Below are 20,125 nucleotides of genomic sequence, written 5' to 3'. Positions count from 1 at the left end.
TCTTCTCCATCCCGCACCAACACCCATCCCGCACCATTCACAGAAGAACGGATTCGCTATGAACCTCAAGAGAACAGCGGTCGCCGCAGCGGTGCTGTCGGCCGTCGTCCTGAGCGGCTGCTCCTCCACCGGGTCGGAGGGCGGCAGTGCTGCTGCCTCCTGCGCCCCGGCGGAGGGCAAGGTCGACCTCAGCTTCACCTCCTGGATCCCCGGCATCGAAGAGGTCGTCGACGTCTGGAACGAGGAGAACCCCGACATCCAGGTCAAGGTCCAGACCGGCCCGAACGGCAACAGCGGTACGTACCAGAACTTCTTCAACCAGCTGAAGGCCGGCAACGCCCCCGACCTCGGCCAGATCGAGTACGACGCCCTCCCGAACTTCCGCGTGCAGAACGGCCTCATGGACCTCGGTGCGTGCGACGACGTCATGGCCGCCAAGGACGACTTCGTCGACTGGACCTGGGGACAGGTCTCGCTCGGTGAGTCCGACTCGGTCTACGCCGTCCCGCAGGACTCCGGCCCGATGGCCATGTTCTACCGCGCGGACCTGTTCGAGCAGAACGGGATCGCCATCCCGACGACGTGGGCGGAGTACAAGGAGGCCGCCAAGAAGGTCCGCGCCACCGGTGCCTACATCACCAACTTCTCGCAGGGTGACATCAACCAGTTCGCCGGCTTCGTCTGGCAGGCCGGCGGCAGCTGGTTTGACAACGACGGCTCCGACTGGACCGTCGACCTGACCGACCCCGCCTCCAAGAAGGTCGCCGACTACTGGCAGGACCTGATCGACGAGGACCTCGTCTCGACCGTCCCCACCTGGACGACCGAGTGGGACAACGCGTACAACTCCAGCGCCGCCTGGACCTGGAACTCCGCCGTCTGGGGCGCGAACTCCATCGCGTCGGGTGCTCCCGACACCGCCGGCAAGTGGGCCGTCGCGAAGGCTCCGCAGTGGGAGGCCGGCGATTCCGCGGCAGGCAACTGGGGCGGTTCCTCGACCGCCGTCTTCACCGGTTCCAAGCACCCCTATGAGGCGTCGAAGTTCGCGCTGTGGCTGAACACCTCGGACGAGGCGCTCACCATGCTCAACACGAGCGCCAACATCTACCCGGCGACGAAGGAGGGCCTGAACCTGCCCGTCCTCAAGGAGGGCGTCGACTTCTACGGCGGCCAGCCGATCTACGATGTCTTCGCGGAGGCTTCCTCCGAGGTGTCGGAGGACTTCGCCTGGGGTCCGACGATGACGCAGACGTACAACGACGTGTCCGACGGCTTCAAGGCTGCGGTCTCCGGCGACGGAACCCTGCTCGACGCCCTCACCAAGGGCCAGTCGGCGACGATCGACGCCCTCAAGGCGCAGTCCATCCCTGTCAAGGAGTAACAGAGCAGTGATCCACCACCTTCGTGCCGCGGGCGTCAGCCTGATCGTCGACGCCCGCGGCACGGAGGTGCCCACCATCCTCCACTGGGGAGCCGATGTCGGCGAACTCGCCACCGACTCCCTCACCGCCCTCGCCGACGGGCTGACGCCGGCGATCCCGCCCTCGTCCATCGATACCCCGCCGCGCCTCAGCCTGCTGCCCACCGTGTTCGACGGCTGGAGCGGCCGCCCGGGTGTCGGCGTGCACCGGCCGGGCGGAGCCGATGCGTCGAACCTGCTCGCGCTGCGGCTGATCGACCAGCAGGCCACCGACACCTCACTGATCCTGACGACGTCCGACGAGCGCGCCGCGGTGACGATCGTCTCGACGATCGAGTTGACCCCCCAGGGTGTGCTCCGCGTCCGGCACACGGTGCGGAACGACGCCGAGGTCGACCGACCCCTCGCCGTCGACGCCCTCGCCGTCGTGCTCCCGCTTCCCGACCGCGCCACGGAACTCCTCGACTTCACCGGTCTCTGGACGCACGAGCGCACGCCGCAGCGTCACCGCCTCGGGCAGGGCGCCTGGACGCGCGAACACCGTCACGGACGGCCCGGTCACGACGACGCGTTCCTGTCCGTCGCGGGCGCACCCGGCTTCGACTTCCGCTGCGGCGAGGTGTGGGCGACCCACCTCGCATGGAGCGGCGACAAGGTGATCTGGAGCGAGCGCTCGCCACTCGGTCCCGTGGTCACCGGCTCCGGTGAACTCCTCGCGCCCGGTGAAGTCACGCTGGCACCGGGGGACACCTACGAGTCGCCGTGGACGGTCGCCGTCTACTCCGACGCGGGTCTCGACGGCGTCTCCGCGCGACTGCACCCCTGGATCCGCTCGTGGAGCACGATCACGAAGCCCCGCCCGGTGGTGCTGAACACCTGGGAGGCCGTGTACTTCGACCACGACCTGCCGACACTGCTCACCCTCGTGGAGCAGGCCAAGCGCGTCGGTGTCGAGCGGTTCGTCCTGGACGACGGCTGGTTCACCGGTCGCACGGACGACCGCCGCGCGCTGGGCGACTGGTTCGTCGACCCGGAACGCTGGGCCGAGGGGCTGTCGCCGCTCATCGACGCGGTCACCGGTGGCGGCATGGACTTCGGACTGTGGGTCGAGCCGGAGATGGTGAACCCCGACTCCGAGCTCGCGCGTACCCACCCCGACTGGGTGCTGGGGCACCCGGACGCTCCCACCTGGCGCTTCCAACGGGTGCTCGACCTCGACAACCCGGACACCTTCGCCTACCTCCTCGGACGCCTCGACGCGTTGCTGACCGAGTACGACATCGCGTTCCTCAAGTGGGACCACAACCGCGACCTCCTCGGCGGCTCGGCGCACCGGCAGACGGCGGCGCTCTACCGACTGCTCGACGAGGTGCGTGCCCTGCACCCCGGTGTCGACATCGAGTCGTGCGCCTCAGGTGGCGCGCGGATCGACCTCGGCATCCTCGAACGGGTCGAACGGGTGTGGACGAGCGACACGAACGACCCGCTGGAGCGGCAGTCGATCCAGCGCTACACGGGGCTCGTCGTTCCACCGGAGTACCTCGGCGGTCATCTCGGTGCGGCCCGTTCGCACACCACCTGGCGCACCTCGGACCTCTCGTTCCGCCTCGCCACAGCCCTCTTCGGGAGCGCTGGCATCGAGTGGAACCTCAACGAGGCGAGCGAGCCGGAACTCGAGCTGATCGCGACCTGGATCGCGCACTACAAGCGCCTCCGCCCGCTGCTGCACACGGGCGAGATCGTCCGCATGGACAGCGCCGACCCGGCACTGCACGCGCACGGGGTGATCGCCCAGGACCGCTCGTCCGCGATCGTCGCGCAGGTGGCGCTCGCCGCACCGCTGACGGCGATCCCCGCGCCGCTGCGCGTGCCCGGCCTCGATCCCGAGCGTCGCTATCGGGTCCGCCCGCTCGACCTCGGTGCGCCCGCCCGGTCGATCCAGGACGTACCGCCCCGGTGGTTGGTCGAGGGCTCGGTCGTGCTCACCGGCCGTGCGCTGGCCGAGGTCGGGATCGCGATGCCGCTCCTCGCTCCCGAGCAGGCGCAGCTCTTCACCCTCGACGCGGAGTAGCCGCCGCTTTCATTCGCCCATCTTCGGGCGAATGTGTGTTCGTTCGCCCATGTTTGGGCGAACGAAGCACGGTCAGTCGATGCCGATGTCCTCGCCGACGACGGTGATCTGGGCCGGGACGGGCCAGGGGTGGTCGCCGACGGGTGCGAGACGGACGAGCTCGGTGACTCGGGGCGCCGGCGCACCCGCGGAACCGATGAGCCAGCCGCCCACGAGGAAGGTGGTGCCGGGGACCGACCAGACGGCGATGCCGGTCACGCCGAAGTCGCCGTAGGCGCCGTCGGAGAACCGCACCGTGACGAGGTCGCCGTGTGCGAGCTCGGCGAGCTGAGCGGCGACGGCACCGGGGTCGGGGTCGACGGGGTCCAGCTCGGGCATCGTCTCGAGCACCTGGAGCGGCTTCGTCGGCTTGCCGTTCTGGTCGAGCGCCGTACCGGCCAGGAGGAGCCCGCCGATGATCGGCGAGCGGCGGGCCCGACCGACGAGATCGAACACGCCGTAGCGGGGCACGCTCAGACGCGCTTGCAGTGAAGCAGCGTCCTCGGCCGACTCGATGGCGGCCGTGAGGCCTTTGATGTCGCGGCGAGCAGGAGCGCTGAGGTCGTAGTTCACCCATCAACTCTCCCATGTCCACTCCGGCAGCGGACAGACACTCTCAAGCAACAAGTTCAATCAAGTATGAACAGTCCGTTATGGAACCGTGACCAGTCTGCGTTGACCTGTCCCGGGGACACCCGGCATGCTGAACAACACTTGGCCGCTGATACTGGCGCCGCCGCCCAGGACGACCCGCATGCAGCGGACTGCTCCTCACAAGGATGTGAGTATGACGACTTCACAATTGGTTTCAAATTCAAACAAGCCGAGGCGGATGCCGGACGGGATGTTCGCGTTCGTCCTCGTCCTCCCCGGACTCGCGCTCCTCGTCGCGGTCGTCGCCTATCCGCTGCTGACCGCTCTCGTCACGGCGTTCTTCAAGCAGAGCCTGGTTGTGCCCGGCCGCGAGTTCGTCGGATTCCAGAACATCATCGACGTGTTGCAGGGTGACTTCCTCAAGTTGCTCGGGCAGACGATGGTCTTCACGCTCGGCACGACGATCGCCCCCTTCGTCATCGGTTTCGCACTGGCCCTCGCGCTCAACACCCGCATCCGCGGTGCCAAGGTGATGCGCGGACTCATGCTGATCCCTTGGCTCGTTCCCGGCGTCGTCGTGTCGTTCCTCTGGATGTGGATCTTCAACGCGAACTACGGAGTGGCGAACGCCATCCTCGGTCTGTTCGGAATCGACGCGCAGGCGTGGCTGGCACAACCCCAGACGGCCATGTTCGCGGTGATCGTCGCGAAGACCTGGCAGTCCTTCCCCTGGATCATGGTCATGCTGCTCGCCGGCCTGCAGACCGTGCCACAGGAACTCCATGAGGCGGCCGAGATGGACGGCGCCGGGACCATCCGACGCTTCTTCTCGATCACGGTGCCGCAGCTGAAGGGCATCATCGGCCTCGTCCTGCTGCTCGAGTTCATCTGGAACTTCCAGCACTTCGACATCATCTACGTCCTGACAGGCGGCGGCCCGGCTGGGAGCACCCAGACCTTCGCCACCGCCGTCTACGAGACCGCCTTCCGCGGCTTCGACCTCGGCCACGCGGGCGCCCTCGGGCTGCTCTGGCTCATCCTCCTGATGGCGCTCGTCGTCGTCTACGTCCGATTCTCGGAGAAAGGCGAGCAGAAATGAGCGTCTCCACCGCCCCGCCGGCACCGCAGGACACCACGCCGGACCCGCAACCGCCGTTCGTCGCGACCGAGCTCGGCACGCTGCGACGCCGTCCGTCGCTCTTCCGCTCGGAAAGCCGGGCGGTCCGGATCAGCGCTTGGGTCGCGGTGATCGTCTGCGGCGGCTTCGGGCTGCTGCCGGTGTACTGGTTGCTGGCCACCTCGCTGACCCCACGCGCCCAGGTCTTCTCGTACCCACCGAAGCTCTTCCCCACGGAGATCAGCTTCGAGGCATACACCGCCCTCGCATCGAACCCGGACCTGTTCGGTTACCTGCGGAACAGCATCATCGTGTCCGTCATCACCGCCCTGCTGTCCGTGATCGTCTCGGCCTACATGGGCTACTCGTTCTCGAAGTTCCGCTACCGCGGGCGTCGATCACTCATGTACTTCGTGCTCGCCTCGCAGATGTTCCCGCAGGCGTTGCTGCTGATCACCCTGTACTCGGTGTTCAGCGCCTACGGGCTCCTCAACACCTATGCAGCGCTGGTGCTGTCGTTCACGACGTTCACCCTGCCGCTGTGCGTCTGGATGTTGAAGGGGTTCTTCGACACGATCCCGGACGAACTCATCGAGGCGGCCCGCGTCGACGGGGCCTCCCGCCTGCGGATCATCCACTCCATCGTTCTCCCGTTGTCCGCACCCGGCCTGGTCGCCGCGGGCCTGTTCGCCTTCGTCCGCGGGTGGAACGACTTCATCTTCGCGCTCACGCTCGCGGGACCCGACAAGCAGACACTCCCGCCCGGCCTCGTGAACACCTTCGTCGGTGAGGCGGCCACGGCTTGGCCCGAGCTCATGGCCGCGTCCCTCGTCGTCTCCCTACCCGTGGCGATCGCGTTCATGGCCCTGCAGCGTCACCTCGTCGGCGGACTGACCGCCGGCGCCGTGAAGGGCTGAGCGCAGTACACCGGACCGGCCCGCCGCCGGCCTCCCCACAATCCGTCCCACCAACCCAGACACGTCCCACCAGGATCACGCTCGAGGAGGAGCCATGTCCCACCGCACCCCGTCCTTCGCCACCGCCGCACAGCAGACCGTCATCACCCGCCGCCGTGCCCTGCAGTTCCTCGGCATCGGCGTCGCCGCAGCCACCCTCGCCGGATGTGCACCCACGGGTGCCGCACCCGGGGCTGGATCCATCCCGAAGGCGACCGCCGGCGGCACCGCGACCGACTTCGATTTCGCGAGCTGGTCGCTCACCGAGAAGGCTTCGGCACCCGCCATCCAGAGCCTCCTGCAGAAGTACGAGGGCAAGGCCAAGATCGACGTCGGTGAGGTGTCCTTCCCCTACAACGAGTACATCAACCAGCTCATGCTGCAGGTGCGCGGTGGGCAGTTCTCCGGTGTCGCCCACGTCGACGTCGCTTGGCTCGGCTCGCTGGCGAGCCTCGGCAAGCTGCAGGACGTCTCCGGGCTGACCGAGGGACGCGGATACACGAAGGCAGGGCTCACGGCCGCGACATTCGACGGCGTGCAGTACGGCCTCCCGTGGACGATCGGCGCGATCGGCCTCGTCACCAACCAGGCGATCCTCGACCAGGCCGGCATCGGCGAGTTCCCCACGACGATCGACGAGTTCGAGGGGTCGCTCAAGCAGCTCAAGGGTCTCGGCAACGGCATGATCCCCTACGCCGCGTCGACGAAGGCCGCGCAGCTGAAGGACATCCTCATCTGGATGCAGACCTTCGGCAGCCCGCTGGTCGACGGGGACACCGTCACGATCGGCGACGACGCGAGCATCGAGGCGGTCACCTGGTACAAGAGCCTGTACGACCAGGGCCTCATCGCCGCCGACGTCGACCGCTTCGACGCACGCTCACTGTTCGCGCAGGGGCGCACCGCGATCTACGACGACGCGATCGTCGGACGGAGCGCCGTGACCGGCGAATCACCCGACCCCGACTTCGCGAGCAAGCTGCAGCCGGTCTCCCGGCCGGTCCTCAAGCAGGGTGACACGCCGCGTGCGCTCGTCTGGGGTGGGGCGCTCGCCGTGGTCGACGGTCCGGCCGCCGGCACCGCAGCGGACTTCGCCCAGTGGGTGACGTCCGACCCGGAGACCGTGCTCGAGGACTTCGCCGCCCGTGGTCTGCCGCCGGCGACCGAGGACGCGCTCAACTCCGACGCCGTGAAGAACGACTCGTTCGCCACGAACTTCAGTGACCGCATCACCAAGACGAGCTCGACGAACCCGTTCTGGAAGTTCGTGCAGTACTCGCAGATCGAGACGAAGATCGCGGAGAAGGTGCAGGCGGTCCTCGTCGGGCAGGAGAAGCCCGCTGAAGCCATGAAGTCCGCAGGCGAAGCCGCTCAGAAGCTCGTCGGCTGAGCCGCGGATCGACGATCGGACGCTTGTGACCGGCACCGGGGGAACCATGCGACGCAGCTCATCGAACACCGTCCGCGCGCTCGCCGCGGCCGCGCTCACGGTCCTCGCGCTGGGGGTGACGGCGCCGGCGGTCGCCGCCCCCGGAGGACCGGTGCGTGGTGACGCGGGCGGGAATGCGGTGACCGACACGGTCGAGACCGTGCCCGTCACCGTCGACACGTCGAACCAGGCCGGCTGGTGGCGACCGCTCGACGTCGTCGACGGTGTCTCCTACTTCGCCTTCAACGCGCCGGCGTCCACCGCGTCCAAGCACGAGGTGCACCTGGCCTCGCGGGGCGCGGACGGGACGTGGACCGAAGGGTGCCTGCGCTCGACGGCCGGAGGTGCCTGCGTGACCTTCACCGACGACAACGGCCACAACCAGCCCTCGATCGTGGTCGACGGCGACGGCGTCATCCACGCCTTCGTGTCGATGCACAACGAGCAGTGGAACGTGTTCCGCTCCTCAGTGCCCGGCGACGTCACCTCGCTCGTGGAGGCGACGTCCTCCATGCCCGACCTCGACGCGGCGATCACCTATCCGGTGACGGCGCGCGGGCCGGACGGCGACGCCTGGGTGCTCGTGCGCGTCGGGACGGACGCGCAGGGGCGACGAGAGGGGCGGCTCTACCGGTACGACCTCGACACCGGTGTCTGGGAACGCGAAGCAGTGGTCGCCGCAGCGACCGGCTACTCCTTCTATCCCGACGACCTCGAGGTGGACGCCGACGGCCGCGTCCACGTGCTGTGGGAATGGGGCCCGTTCCCGGCGGACCCGGCGCGGCACCTCGGATCGTACGCGACGTACGACCCGTCCGACGGTTCCTTCGCCGACGTCACAGGGACCGCGCTCACCGGACCGATCACCCCGACCACCCCTGGATCCGTCGTCTGGCGCCCCTTCGGTGCCGGCGAGGCCATCGGCAGCTACACGCCGGCGTTGCAGACCGCGAAGCTCGCCCTCGACGGCACGGCGCTCGCGGGGATCGTCTACCGGTTCGTCGGAGCCGACGAGACCGCATACGACGTGCGATACACCTCGTGGGACGGCGGTGCCTGGAACGACGAGTCGCTCATCGACGCCTCCGCGCTCGGTTCCGGCGTCTCGACCGTCGCCGCGATCGACGCGACGAGCGCCGGCGGAGTCGACCGCGTCTACGCGGTCCTCGCCGTACAGGTCTGCGGCGAGAACCGCAGCCAGGTGGTCAGGCTGGAGCGCGAGACGGTCGGCACCCCGTGGACGGCCCGCACGGTCGGCACCGATCGACTCGGCCAGCAACGGCTGCGGGCGGAGACCGTCGACGGCACGGATGTGCTCTACCTGAGTGCGCCACTCAGCGAGACCACTCGCGGCACCGTCCGGTACGCGGCGATCCCGCGAGCGGCGTCGGCCGAGACCGGCGGGACCTCGCTCCAGGACATCGTGTCGGGCCTTCGTGGCGAAGCATCCGGCACGAACGTGGCATTCGGTGCGACCGTCAGCGTGTCGTCGTCGCTGCGAGCCGACACCGGCGGTGCGCTCGCCGTCGACGGCGTGTGCACGGACGCGAGTCGCTGGATCTCCGCGGTCGGCGACACGGCACCCACGATCACGGCCGCGTGGCAGGCCCCGACGGCGCTCGCCGAGGTCAGAGTCAAGAGCGGCTACGCCGGGGGAGTCTCGACCGATTCGGTGCTCCGTGACTTCACCGTCGAGGTCCGGACGGGCGGTGCCTGGGTCGAGGTCGGACGGTTCGACGACAACACCGCCGGTACCGTCACCGCGACCGTGGACGGACTGGTCGTCGACGCGGTGCGCCTGCTCATCACCGACCCCTCCGCCTCGGCGACCGACGTCGCGCGGGTCTTCGAGATCGAGGCGATCGCGGCACCCGCCACCGAATCCGCGAGGAACGACGATGTCCCGAGATAGCGTTGTGCTCAGTCGGGACCGCAACGGTCCCGAGCGGCCGGGATCCACCCGGTCAGCAGTGAGGAGCAGCACCATGTCGGACGCCGCTTTCGGCTCTCAGCGATCGGCACCGGTACCGCGCCGCTCGCGCACGGGCATGGTGGCGCTCGCCGTCCCGAACCTGGACGAACCGTACTTCGCGGAGCTCACGACGCTCCTCGTCCGCGGCGCCGACGAGCGTGGACTGTCGATCCTCATCCAGCACACCGAGGGCGACCACGACCGCGAGGTCGACATCGCCAACGGGGTGGGCCTGCCGCTCACGGACGGACTCATCCACATCCCCCGCTCGCTGACGGTCGGCGACCTGACGCGGCGGACCTCCCCGGGGCCGCTGGTGCTCCTCGGCGAGCACATCCAGGTGAGCCCGTTCACGCACATCTCGATCGACAACCGAGCGGCCGCCGACGCCGCGACGACCCACCTCGCCGAGGTCGGCTGCTCCCGCATCGCGTTCATCGGGCCCAGGGACGAACGTCCGTCCGACGCAGCGGATCAGCGGTACGCCGGGTACCGGGACGTGGTCGCGCGGCTCGGCCTCGCGCAGGAGCCGTCGCTCATCGGGCACGTCGACGCGTTCACCCCCGAGGAGGGACGACGCGTGATGCGTCGGATGACCGCCGAGGGCGTCGAGCTCGACGGTGTCGTCTGCTCCAACGACTCGATCGCCTTCGGCGTGCTCGCGGCCCTCCAGGAAGCCGGCCGGCGGGTTCCCGAGGAGGTCGCGGTGATCGGCATCGACGACGTCCACGCCGCGCAGTTCTCGACCCCGTCGCTCACCACGGTCGCCCCCGACTACGACGCGATCGTGCGCGCGGCCTTCACCGAGCTCGAACGTCAGATCGCCGCCCCGCCCGGTGCCGACACGCCGGTCCGGCACGTGGTCGTCGACGCGCGGATCGTCGCGCGGAACAGCACGGCGCGCTGAGGTCCATGAGCGGGAGGACAGGCCGGCGCTCCGCTGTGCCGGGGTGCTGGAAGCGGCGCGGTCAGTCGTCCATGCGGTCGTCGTCGACCGAAGCGGAAGCGACCGGCGCGAGCCAGACCTCGCCGAACTGCGCGCGGAGCGTGGTCTCGACGTCCTCGGTCACGTCGTCATCCATGACGAGGTGGTCCACCTCGCGGAGGTCGACGATCGTCGTCAGTCCGACGGCACCCCACTTCGAGTGGTCGGCGAGGACCACGGAGCGACGCCCGGCGCCGACGAACGCCCGGTTGGTCTCGGCCTCGAGGAGGTTCGAGGTCGTCAGTCCCGCCTGCAGGTCGATCCCGCGGACGCCGAGGAAGACGACGTCGCAGTGCAGGGACTCGATCGCCCGCACGGCGACCGGACCGACGAGGGCGTCCGAGGGGGTACGGACGCCGCCGGTCAACACGACCGTCTGGGTGTACGGCTCGTCGGCGCGGTCGGGCCGCGCGAACACCTCGGCCACCGGGAGGGAGTTCGTGACGATGGTGAGCTCCGGGATGGCGCGCAGCTCCTGCGCGAGGGTCCAAGTGGTGGTGCCGCCGGACAGGCCGACCGACATGCCGGGCTCGACGAGGACGGCCGCGCGACGGGCGATGGCGCGCTTCTCGGCCAGCAGTCGGCGTGCCTGGTTGGGGAAGCCCAGCTCGACACGGTCGGGCAGCCGGGGCGTGGTGGCGCCACCACGGACGCGGTCGACGAGGCCCTCCGTGGCGAGTTGCTCGATGTCGCGCCGCACGGTCATCTCGCTGACGCCGAGCGCGGTCGCGAGGTCGACGACGCTCGCCGCACCGTTGCGGCGCACCTCCGACATGATCTGCGATCTGCGTTCTGCACCGAGCACAGCGTCCTCCTTCGACCCGGTTGCCAGTCTGGCACGAGCGCGTGCCGGGCTGAGGCACCGGCGATCCACGACGACGAGACGGAGGCGGACGACGCATGCGTGAGGTACGACATCGGGACTGGTTCGGTGATGAGGTTCGCGACGGCACCTACGGCTACGACCTCGAGGCGCTCCTGGCCGTCGAACCGGTCGTGCCGCCGGCCGGATTCGAGGAGCTGTGGCGCGGGTGGTACGCGGCGGCACGTGAGGTGTCTCCGGATCCGGTCTTGACCCCGATCGGCCGGCAGGGCGCGCACGAGGTCTTCGTCGTCGAGCACACGGTCGCCGACGGCCTCCGTCTGCGCGGATGGCTCGCGATGCCGGCGGGCGGGCCTGCACGCTTCGGGATGGTGCATGGACACGGGTACGGCGGGCGGGAGGCGCCCGACTGGTCCCGCGTCCCGGACGACGCTGCCGTCATCTTCCCGATCGCCCGCGGCCAGGGCGTCTTCAACGCGGGACTCGGAGCGCCGACACCGGAGGACGGGCATGTCCTGTTCGGCATCGACAGCGTCGAGCGGTACGCGCTCGGCCGGTGTGCCGTCGACCTCTGGCACGCGGCGTCGGCGCTGCTCGACGTCGTCGGACCGCTCCCGCTCTACTTCGTCGGTGAGAGCTTCGGCGGCGGGATCGGTGCGCTCGCCCTGCCATGGGACGACCGCTTCGTCGGAGCGACGCTCGTGGTGCCGAGCTTCGGTCAGTACGACCTGCGTCTGCGCCTGCCGTGCGAGGGGAGCGGAGAGCGGGTTCGACACCACGTCGCCGAGCACCCGGAGGCGCGTGAGGTCCTGCGGTTCTTCGACGCGTCGACGGCCGCGGGGTTCGTCCACGTGCCGGTGCGGGTGGAGGCCGCGCTCTGGGACGGACACGTGCCACCACCCGGGCAGTTCGCCGTCGCCAACGCTCTCGAGGATGTCGAGCTGAGCGTCCTCCCCGCCGGGCACACCGAGTACCCGGGGCTCGATGCCGTGCTGGCGGAGTCGTATGCGGCGACGAGGGCGCACGCGCTCCGGTCGGTCGCGCGGGCAGTGGGAGGAGCTGCAGGCGCGAGGTGAGAGGGTGGATGGATGATCGCTGCCCTCACGCTCCCCGTCGCCCTCTCCACACCGGGGCAGGAACTGCTGCTGCGCCGGGCCGACCTGGCCGACCTCGACGCGCTGATGACGCTCCTCGCCGACGACCCGATCAGTGCGTCCCGCGGTGACCTGGCGAACGAGAGCGATCTCCCCCGCGGCTTCAAGTACGCCGTGACGGCGGCGAGCTGAGATGGAGTTCGTCCGCGCACTCGCCCGTTGGCTCCTCGGAGCCGTCCTCACCTTCGCCGGCGTCGGCCACCTCACCTTCGCGCGGCAGTCGTTCGTCGCCCAGGTGCCGCAGTGGCTGCCACTGCCGGTCGACGTGGTCGTCGTGGCGTCGGGAGTCGTCGAGATACTCCTCGGCCTCTCGCTCATCCTGCTCGCCCGGTATCGCATCGCCGTCGGCTGGATCGTCGCAGCGTTCTTCGTCGCGGTGTTCCCCGGCAACATCGAGCAGTTCGTCCGCGGTACCGACGCCTTCGGGCTCGACAGCGATGTCGCGCGCGGTGTCCGACTGGTGTTCCAACCGCTCCTCGTCGTCTGGGCGCTCTGGTCGACGGGAGCGTGGCGAGCGTGGCGGACCAGCCGCCGCCGGTCGTCGTCGACCGAGTCCGGCCTCGGAGCCGCCTAGTCATCCGGCCCCACCGGGTGTCAAGGGGCCTGAGGTTCCAGGCCTGATCAGGCAGGGTTGATGCATGCGATGCATTACATACGCGGGTGAGAACGTTGTGACGACCGATGAGGTCGCGGGCCTCCTGGTTGAGCTGACCGCCGAGCTCGCCAAGCGAGGTCGGGCCGAAGCGGTCACGATTCCGATCGTCGTGGAGTCCGATGACGAGGACGCATCCGCCCAACTCGTGATCGGTCTCGGCAACGACGTGCTCTCAGTGCCGCACGACTGGGACCGCGACGTGCCGGACTTCAGCGAGGCCGAATCGCGTCTGCAGGGCTATCTCGACGACCTCCGCCCGTCCACGACGGCGTACGAGCCACGCGACTCCCTCGAGACCTCGGACGTGCTCGAGGACCCCGACCTCGACCTGCGCGACTTCTCCCGCTGAGACGGACCCGCACGACAACGCCGGCGTCGACCCATCTGGTCGACGCCGGCATTCGTTCGGGTCGCTCAGCGCGGGAGCGGCAGCTTGGCCGTCTCGCGGGCCCGCAGCACGACGATCAGCGTGATGAGCGCGGCCGCCATCACGTAGAACGCGGGGGCGAACCGGTTGCCGGTCGATGCGATCAGGAATGTCGCGAAGTACGGCGTGATCCCGCCGAACACGGCGACCGACAGGTTGTACGCGATCGCCATCGAGCCGTAACGGATGCTGGTCGGGAACAGCTCGGCCATCGCAGCACTCGACGCACCGTCGTAGGCGGCCATGAAGACGCCGAGGATCACCATCGCGACGGCCGCAGCGGCGAAGTTGCCCGCGCTCATGAGCATGAGCGTCGGGTACGTCAACACCAGGAACCCGGCGCAACCGGCGATCATCACCGGCTTCCGCCCGATGCGGTCGCTCAGCAGGCCCATGAACGGCACGAGGATGGCGATGGCGAGCAGCCCGAGCACGGTGACCGCGTAGCTGAGCGGCTGCGAGTAGCCGAGATCGGTCTGGAGGTACGACGGCATGAAGGTCTGCAGGATCCAGTGGCCGACGGCCTTGATGACGACGAAGCCGACGCAGAAGAGCAGCGCCTTCCAGGACGTCCGCAGCGAGGTCCGCAACGGTGACTTCGAGACGGCCCCCTTCGCTTGGATCGCCTGGAACTCGGGGGTGTCCTCGAGCTTGTTCCGCAGGTAGAGGCCCGCGAGGCCGAGCGGCAGGGCGAGGAAGAAGAGCGCGCGCCAACCCCACTCGTTGAGGGCGTCAGTGCCGAGCGTCGAGGTGAAGAGGAGCACGAGGCCCGCACCGACCACGAAGGCCGCGAAGCCGAACACGTCGATGAAGCTCGTCACGAAGCCGCGCCGATTTGACGGGGCGTACTCGGCGAGGAGTGTGGTGGCACCCGAGCTCTCGCCACCGGCGGCGAAGCCCTGCACGAGTCGTACGATCACGAGCAGGATCGGCGCCCAGAGGCCGATGAGGTCGAATGTCGGCAGGAGACCCATGACGACCGTCGCCCCGGAGGTCACGAGGATCACCGTCGCGAGGACCGTCTTGCGCCCGATGCGGTCTCCGAGCGAGCCCCAGAAGAGGCCACCGAGCGGACGCATCACGAAGCCGGCCCCGAACACCGCGAATGCGGAGAGGAGAGCCGCCTGGGTGTTGCCCTGCTGGAAGAAGTTGAGGCTGATGACGGTCGCGAGCGTGCCGTAGAGGCCGAAGTCGAACCATTCGACGAAGTGACCTGCCCCGGCCGCCCAGATCACCTTCCGCATACGGCGTGATCGCTCCGCGTCGTCGTAGGGGGTCTGTGCGCTGTGCGCGGCGGCTTCGGCCAGGGCTGCAGCCTGGGTCCTGCTCTCGTCCATCGGTCCTCACATCGTTGTCGGGGTGCTTCGAGGTTCACCTGCCGAAGAATCTTACCCACTGAATGGGAAAGTCGTACCGCTGAATGGTAGCGTGGCATTCGCCCGGTGGTCGCCACCTGTTCGACGGCCTCCAGGATCACGCATCACGAAGGAGTGTCATCCATGCAGCACCGCACCCAGACCGCAGACGTCGTCGTCATCGGCGGTGGCCTCGCGGGCGTGTCAGCAGCCGTCGCCGCCGCCCGCCTCGGTTCGCGGGTCTCGCTCGTCACCAATCGCCCGGTACTCGGTGGGAACTCGTCGAGCGAGGTTCGGGTGTGGGTGGTCGGAGCGACCGCGCACGGCCACCAGCGGTTCGCACGGGAGACCGGGATCATGGGGGAGCTCTTCCTCGAGAACCAGTACCGCAATCCGGAGGGCAACCCGTTCTACTGGGACCAGACCGTCCTCGACCTCGTGCGCGCCGAGCCGAACCTGCAGCTGCACCTCAACACCGACGTCCGCATCGTCACGATGGAGAAGCCGGCGGACGGTGAGGAGTCGCCGTCGCCGCGGATCGCGTCCGTCACCGGATGGACGATGGGCAGCGAGATCGAGACCGAGTTCGTCGCCCCCGTCTTCATCGACTGCACGGGAGACGGGCTGGTGGGGCATCTCGCCGGTGCCACCTCCCGCATCGGGCGCGAGGGTCGCGCCGAGCTCGGCGAGCCGTGGGCGCCCGAGGTGGCGGACGACGAGCTCCTCGGCAGTTCGATCTTCTTCTACACCAAGGACGCCGGACGCCCCGAGCGGTTCGTCGCTCCCGACATCGCGCGCGACATCCGCGACACCCCGATCCTCACCAACCGGATCATCCGGACCGGCGACAACGGCTGCAACTACTGGTGGATCGAGTGGGGCGGCGAGCTCGACACCGTCGCCGAGAACGAGCAGATCCGAGACGAGCTGTGGAGCGTCGTCTTCGGGATCTGGGACTACATCAAGAACTCCGGCGAGTTCGAAGCCGACACCCTCACGCTCGAGTGGGTCGGATCCATCCCGGGGAAGCGCGAGTACCGTCGGCTCCTCGGCGACCACACCCTCACGCAGAACGACCTGCTCGACCAGGTCGACTTCGAGGACACCGTGGCCTTCGGAGGTTGGTCGATCGACCTGCACCCCGTGGAGGGCGTCTACGCCGAGACCGCCGGTGCGCAGCAGCGGTTCAGCAACGGCACCTACGGCATCCCCTTCCGCAGCCTGTACTCGCGGGACGTCGACAACCTGCTGTTCGCCGGACGCAACATCTCCGCCTCCCATGTCGCGTTCGGGTCCACCCGCGTCATGGCGACCTGCGCCACGCAGGGTCAGGCGGTGGGGACGGCTGCGGCGCTCATCGCCCGCGACAGGCTGACGCCGCGGGAGCTCGCCGGGCAGGCGCTCCCGCTCCTGCAGCGCACGCTCCTCCGCGAGGACGCCCCGGTCATCGGCATCACCACGGACGACCCCGACGATCTGGCCGGGCGGGCGACGGTCTCCGCGTCGAGCGCGCTCGACGCGATCTCCACGCTGGAGCACCTCGGCTCCGGCGAGCGGTTCACCCTCGACCGCGACGTCGCGATCCTCGTACCCGTCGCTCCGTCACTCGACCAGATCACCCTGCTCGTCGACGCTGCACGCGACACGACCCTCGGCGTCGAACTGTGGAGCACCGGCAAACGCCAGAACGCCGTCCCGGTCGAGCACCTCCTCGACGGAGCCGCGGAGATCGCCGCCGGGGTCGGCGTGTCGGCCACCGTCCGCTTCGGATGGACGCCGGAGATCGAGCAGAACGCGGTGCTCGTCGTCCGTGCCAACCCGGACGTCAGCCTGCTCCTCACGGAAGGCCACCCCTACGGGCTCCTCGTGCTGACCGCCAAGCATGCTTCGGACGAGGTGTTCGACGACCACATCCCCGAGGAGCAGGACCAGGCGATCCTGGACTGGAACGCGCGGAAGCTGCGCGGCCGGAGCGTCGCGCTGACCGTCGGTGGAGACACCACGGCGTACCGCCCGGAGCGGATCGTCGACGGCTACCAGCGACCGTACGGGGGACCGCACCTGTGGTCCTCGGAGCGACTCGCTGACAACCGCGATCTGGTCGCCGAGCCCGAGGTCCTCACACTGCACTGGGACGAGCCCGTCGATGTCGCGTCCGTGCGGATCGTGTTCAACGACGACGTCGACGTGGACCTCATCAACCTGCACCACCACCGCACCGACTTCGAGGCGGTCCCCGAGCTCGTCGCCGACTACCGACTCGAGGGGAGACCCGCGGGTGCGGCTGAAGGGACGTGGACGGTGTTGGCCGAGGTCGAGGGGAACCGCCACCGCCACCGGATCCACGACGTCGAGCCCGTGCGGGTCGACGCCCTCCGTGTCGTCGTCACGGCCACGAACGGCTCGCCCTACGTGAGTGTCGCGAGTGTGAAGGTCTTCGAACAGCCGAGCGGGCGCACCACCCGGCCGCGCCGAGCCCGACCGCTACGCTGAACACGGCCTCCGAGGCCGGACATCCGAACCGACACCGACACCGTGGAGGACCCGTGGCAGGTGAGATCCAGCAGGGCATCGGCCGTGCGGCATCCGTGCTCGCCGTGCTCGGCGCATCGACCACCGGACCGTTGCGGGCCTCCGACATCGCCCGTGCCACCGGTCTCGGCACCTCGACGACCGCACGCCTCCTCGGCACGCTCGAGGAGCTCGGATATGTGACGAAGGCGGCCGACAGCCCGTCCTACGCCATCGGGGCGACCATCCTGGCGCTCGCGAGCGAAGGGCTCAACCAGAACCCGGTGCACCGGGAGTCACGTGCTCCCGCTCAGGAGCTCGCGCAGCGGATCGGCCTCAGCGTCAACGTCGGCGTCCTCGACGGCTCGAGCCTCATCTACCTCTGCCACTTCGAGGGAGCCCTCGCACCGAAGTCGCACTCGATGATCGGGCTGCGCCAGCCACTGCACGCGTCCGCGCTCGGCAAGTGTCTGCTCCTCGACCTCGACGCGGACGGTCTCCGTGCGCTGCTCGGTGACGAGCCGCTCCCGCGCTACACGGCCAACACCATCACGGAGCACGCGGCCCTCGCCGCGGAGCTCGCGGCGGCGCGGGAACGCGGCGTCTGCATGGAGGACCAGGAGCTCGCGTTGGGTCGTCTCGGGATCGCGGCGCCGATCCGCGACGCGAACGCCAGAGTCGTGGCGGCGATCTCGATCTCGGGTCGGCTGAGCCTGATGCGCGAACGCGACCTCGACGTCCTCACCGAGGACCTCATCGAAGTGGCCGACCGCATCAGCGTCGGTCTCGGGCTCATCTCCGCGATCCCGTCCTCCTGATTCGTCCTCCCGCATCCGATCTCACGAACCGAAGGTGACCCGTGGCGCAATTCGACCTCCCCCTCGCCCAGCTCCAGCAGTACCGGCCCGACCGCGAGGAGGCGCCGGACTTCGACGCGTTCTGGGCGGACACCCTCGCCGAAGCCCACGCCCTCGCCCAGCCGACGGTGCGTGAACGATCCGACCCTGAGCTGACCGGTCTCGTCGTCGAGGACGTCACGTTCTCCGGATTCGGCGGCGACCCGATCAAAGGCTGGTTCATCCGGCCGGCGGGCGCGACCGAGCCCCTCCCGTGCATCGTGCACTACATCGGGTACAGCGGCGGTCGCGGGCTCGCCCACCAGTGGACGATGCACCCGTCCGCGGGCTACGCCGTGTTCGTCATGGACACCCGCGGCCAGGGGAGCGCGAACCTGCCGGGCGCGACGGCCGACCCGTTCGGAAGCGGTCCGCAGGTCGCCGGCAAGATGAGCGCCGGGCTCGACAGCCCCGAGACCTACTACTACCGTCGGGTCTTCACGGACGCGGCGCTCGCCGTCGACGCGGTGCGCAGCTTCCCGGAGGTCGACCCCGCCCGGGTCGTCGTCGCCGGTGGGAGCCAGGGCGGCGGCATCGCGCTCGCCGCGGCCGGGCTCTGCGAGGGACTCGCGGCGGCGCTCGTCGACGTCCCGTTCCTGTCGCACTTCCGTCGTGCCCTGCAGATCACCGACGCGAGCCCCTTCGCCGAGCTGAAGACGTACCTCATCAGCCGACGTGGTCACGAGGAGGAGGTGTTCCGGACGCTCTCGTACTTCGACGCGACGAACTTCGCCGCCCGCGCGACCGCCCCCGCACTGTTCTCCGTCGCGCTCTGCGATGCGGTGTGTCCGCCCTCGACGGTGTACGCGGCGTTCAACCACTACGCGGGCACGCAGAAGGACATCGCCGTCTACCCGTACAACGGGCACGAGGGTGGCGGGCCGGTGCAGCAGCAGGCGCAGCTGACCTTCCTCGCGGACCTCCTCGCCTGACGCGCCGTTCGCCCGAAGATGGGCGAGCGGGCGTGGGACGATGTGCACGTGACTGAGACCGGCGGTACCGACCCGACACTGACGACCAACCGTCGTCGGACGCGGGCCGGCATGATCGCGGCGATGGCGCTCGTGCTCTCGTTCGCGGCCGGAGCGACCGACGCCTTCGCGTTCCTCCAGCTCGGCGGCGTCTTCACCGCGAACATGACCGGCAACTTCGTGCTGGCCGGACTCACGAGCAGACCGGACTTCGGCGAGGTCCTGCTCGGGGCGACGGTCGCCGTGCTGCTGTTCTCCGTCGGGACGTTCCTGGCCTTCCGTTTCACGAGGCTCGTCGCCACCCCTGGGCGGCCTCCGGAGGCGCCGCAGCACCGGCTCGTCCTCGTCCTCGGCGGTGCGGTGGTCGCGCAGGCGTGCGTCCTCATCGGATGGATCGTGTCCTCCGACCTGCGCACGACGCCCGTGATCTGCGCCCTCATCGCGCTCTCCACGCTCGCGATGGCGGGGCAGACGGCCGTCGCGCGACGCATCGAGCGGTCGGGCGTGACGACCACCTTCGTGACCGGCACCCTCACGAGTCTCATGCAGAGCCTCGCCGACGGCGTCCACGACCACCACCTCATCCGCATCGGCGCGATCGTGCTGCTCGTGACGGGCGCCCTCTGCGGCTCGCTCCTCACCGGTGTGGACCCGGTGTTCGGTGCCGCGCTGCCCCTCCTCCCGTCGATCGTCGGGCTGGTCCTCCTCCGGCTCGCGCCGACGGTCTCCAACGCCTGATCCACCGAACTT

The 20,125-nt window shown here is 69.3% G+C and carries 18 protein-coding genes; 15 read left to right on the top strand and 3 right to left on the bottom strand.

The window, feature by feature from the left end:
- The first annotated feature begins 58 nt into the window (after positions 1–58).
- Together RWN05_RS02710 and RWN05_RS02705 are read left to right on the top strand one after the other, a co-directional pair.
- Complete coding sequence (locus RWN05_RS02710) at positions 59–1,381, top strand: extracellular solute-binding protein (RefSeq protein ID WP_314138336.1); 1,323 nt, start codon at positions 59–61, stop codon at positions 1,379–1,381.
- Positions 1,382–1,388: 7 nt separating this feature from the next.
- A complete protein-coding gene (locus RWN05_RS02705; RefSeq protein WP_314138335.1) occupies positions 1,389–3,491 on the top strand; it encodes an alpha-galactosidase in 2,103 nt (700 codons plus the stop codon).
- Positions 3,492–3,563: 72 nt separating this feature from the next.
- On the opposite strand, the gene RWN05_RS02700 is transcribed toward RWN05_RS02705, so the two are convergent.
- Complete coding sequence (locus RWN05_RS02700; RefSeq protein WP_314138333.1) at positions 3,564–4,103, bottom strand: hypothetical protein; 540 nt, start codon at positions 4,101–4,103, stop codon at positions 3,564–3,566.
- A 214-nt stretch (positions 4,104–4,317) separates the two neighbouring features.
- Here RWN05_RS02700 and RWN05_RS02695 point away from each other — a divergent pair, with 214 nt between their 5' ends.
- The 5 genes from RWN05_RS02695 to RWN05_RS02675 all read left to right on the top strand — a co-directional run bounded on the left by RWN05_RS02695 (position 4,318) and on the right by RWN05_RS02675 (position 10,505).
- The gene (locus RWN05_RS02695; protein ID WP_314138331.1) at positions 4,318–5,223 is read left to right on the top strand and encodes a sugar ABC transporter permease; all 906 of its coding nucleotides are present in this window, start codon (positions 4,318–4,320) and stop codon (positions 5,221–5,223) included.
- Complete coding sequence (locus tag RWN05_RS02690; protein ID WP_083397394.1) at positions 5,220–6,158, top strand: carbohydrate ABC transporter permease; 939 nt, start codon at positions 5,220–5,222, stop codon at positions 6,156–6,158. The genes RWN05_RS02695 and RWN05_RS02690 overlap by 4 nt, the downstream gene beginning before the upstream one ends.
- A 94-nt stretch (positions 6,159–6,252) precedes the next feature.
- Entirely contained in the window at positions 6,253–7,587 is a 1,335-nt protein-coding gene (locus tag RWN05_RS02685) for an extracellular solute-binding protein (RefSeq protein ID WP_064293996.1), read from the top strand.
- 46 nt (positions 7,588–7,633) lie between these two features.
- Entirely contained in the window at positions 7,634–9,538 is a 1,905-nt protein-coding gene (locus RWN05_RS02680; RefSeq protein ID WP_314138327.1) for a BNR-4 repeat-containing protein, read from the top strand.
- 73 nt (positions 9,539–9,611) lie between these two features.
- Positions 9,612–10,505: a LacI family DNA-binding transcriptional regulator gene (locus tag RWN05_RS02675; protein ID WP_121292846.1), complete on the top strand. Its 894-nt coding sequence runs from the start codon at positions 9,612–9,614 to the stop codon at positions 10,503–10,505.
- Between the two features lie 61 nt (positions 10,506–10,566).
- Here the strand turns inward: RWN05_RS02675 and RWN05_RS02670 are convergent, their stop codons facing one another.
- The gene (locus tag RWN05_RS02670; RefSeq protein WP_314138324.1) at positions 10,567–11,388 is read right to left on the bottom strand and encodes a DeoR/GlpR family DNA-binding transcription regulator; all 822 of its coding nucleotides are present in this window, start codon (positions 11,386–11,388) and stop codon (positions 10,567–10,569) included.
- A gap of 95 nt (positions 11,389–11,483) precedes the next feature.
- On the opposite strand from RWN05_RS02670, the gene RWN05_RS02665 reads away from it, so the two are divergent.
- The 4 genes from RWN05_RS02665 (at position 11,484) to RWN05_RS02650 (ending at position 13,564) form a co-directional block, all read left to right on the top strand.
- Positions 11,484–12,482: an acetylxylan esterase gene (locus tag RWN05_RS02665; protein ID WP_064293992.1), complete on the top strand. Its 999-nt coding sequence runs from the start codon at positions 11,484–11,486 to the stop codon at positions 12,480–12,482.
- A 12-nt stretch (positions 12,483–12,494) separates the two neighbouring features.
- A complete protein-coding gene (locus RWN05_RS02660) occupies positions 12,495–12,692 on the top strand; it encodes a hypothetical protein (RefSeq protein ID WP_314138322.1) in 198 nt (65 codons plus the stop codon).
- Between the two features lies 1 nt (position 12,693).
- Positions 12,694–13,134: a hypothetical protein gene (locus tag RWN05_RS02655; protein WP_175116625.1), complete on the top strand. Its 441-nt coding sequence runs from the start codon at positions 12,694–12,696 to the stop codon at positions 13,132–13,134.
- A gap of 64 nt (positions 13,135–13,198) precedes the next feature.
- The gene (locus RWN05_RS02650; RefSeq protein ID WP_147427163.1) at positions 13,199–13,564 is read left to right on the top strand and encodes a hypothetical protein; all 366 of its coding nucleotides are present in this window, start codon (positions 13,199–13,201) and stop codon (positions 13,562–13,564) included.
- A gap of 65 nt (positions 13,565–13,629) precedes the next feature.
- Here RWN05_RS02650 and RWN05_RS02645 read toward each other — a convergent pair whose 3' ends face one another.
- On the bottom strand, positions 13,630–14,979 hold the full coding sequence (locus tag RWN05_RS02645) for an MFS transporter (RefSeq protein WP_079000422.1): 1,350 nt from the start codon (positions 14,977–14,979) through the stop codon (positions 13,630–13,632).
- 162 nt (positions 14,980–15,141) lie between these two features.
- On the opposite strand from RWN05_RS02645, the gene RWN05_RS02640 reads away from it, so the two are divergent.
- Genes RWN05_RS02640 through RWN05_RS02625 form a run of 4 tightly spaced genes read left to right on the top strand, consistent with a single transcriptional unit; the run spans position 15,142 to position 20,113 of the window.
- Positions 15,142–17,490, top strand: coding sequence for an FAD-dependent oxidoreductase (locus RWN05_RS02640; RefSeq protein WP_314138321.1), 2,349 nt, complete (start codon positions 15,142–15,144; stop codon positions 17,488–17,490).
- A gap of 53 nt (positions 17,491–17,543) precedes the next feature.
- Entirely contained in the window at positions 17,544–18,326 is a 783-nt protein-coding gene (locus tag RWN05_RS02635; RefSeq protein WP_121292858.1) for an IclR family transcriptional regulator, read from the top strand.
- Positions 18,327–18,367: 41 nt separating this feature from the next.
- On the top strand, positions 18,368–19,336 hold the full coding sequence (locus RWN05_RS02630) for an acetylxylan esterase (protein ID WP_071261950.1): 969 nt from the start codon (positions 18,368–18,370) through the stop codon (positions 19,334–19,336).
- A gap of 48 nt (positions 19,337–19,384) precedes the next feature.
- Positions 19,385–20,113 (top strand): YoaK family protein, encoded by a 729-nt coding sequence (locus RWN05_RS02625; RefSeq protein WP_175116627.1) that lies wholly within the window; start codon positions 19,385–19,387, stop codon positions 20,111–20,113.
- Positions 20,114–20,125: the final 12 nt, after the last annotated feature.

Source organism: uncultured Plantibacter sp. (genome assembly GCF_963518075.1).
Lineage (GTDB): Bacteria > Actinomycetota > Actinomycetes > Actinomycetales > Microbacteriaceae > Plantibacter > Plantibacter flavus_A.
This window is presented reverse-complemented; position numbering and strand designations above follow the sequence as displayed.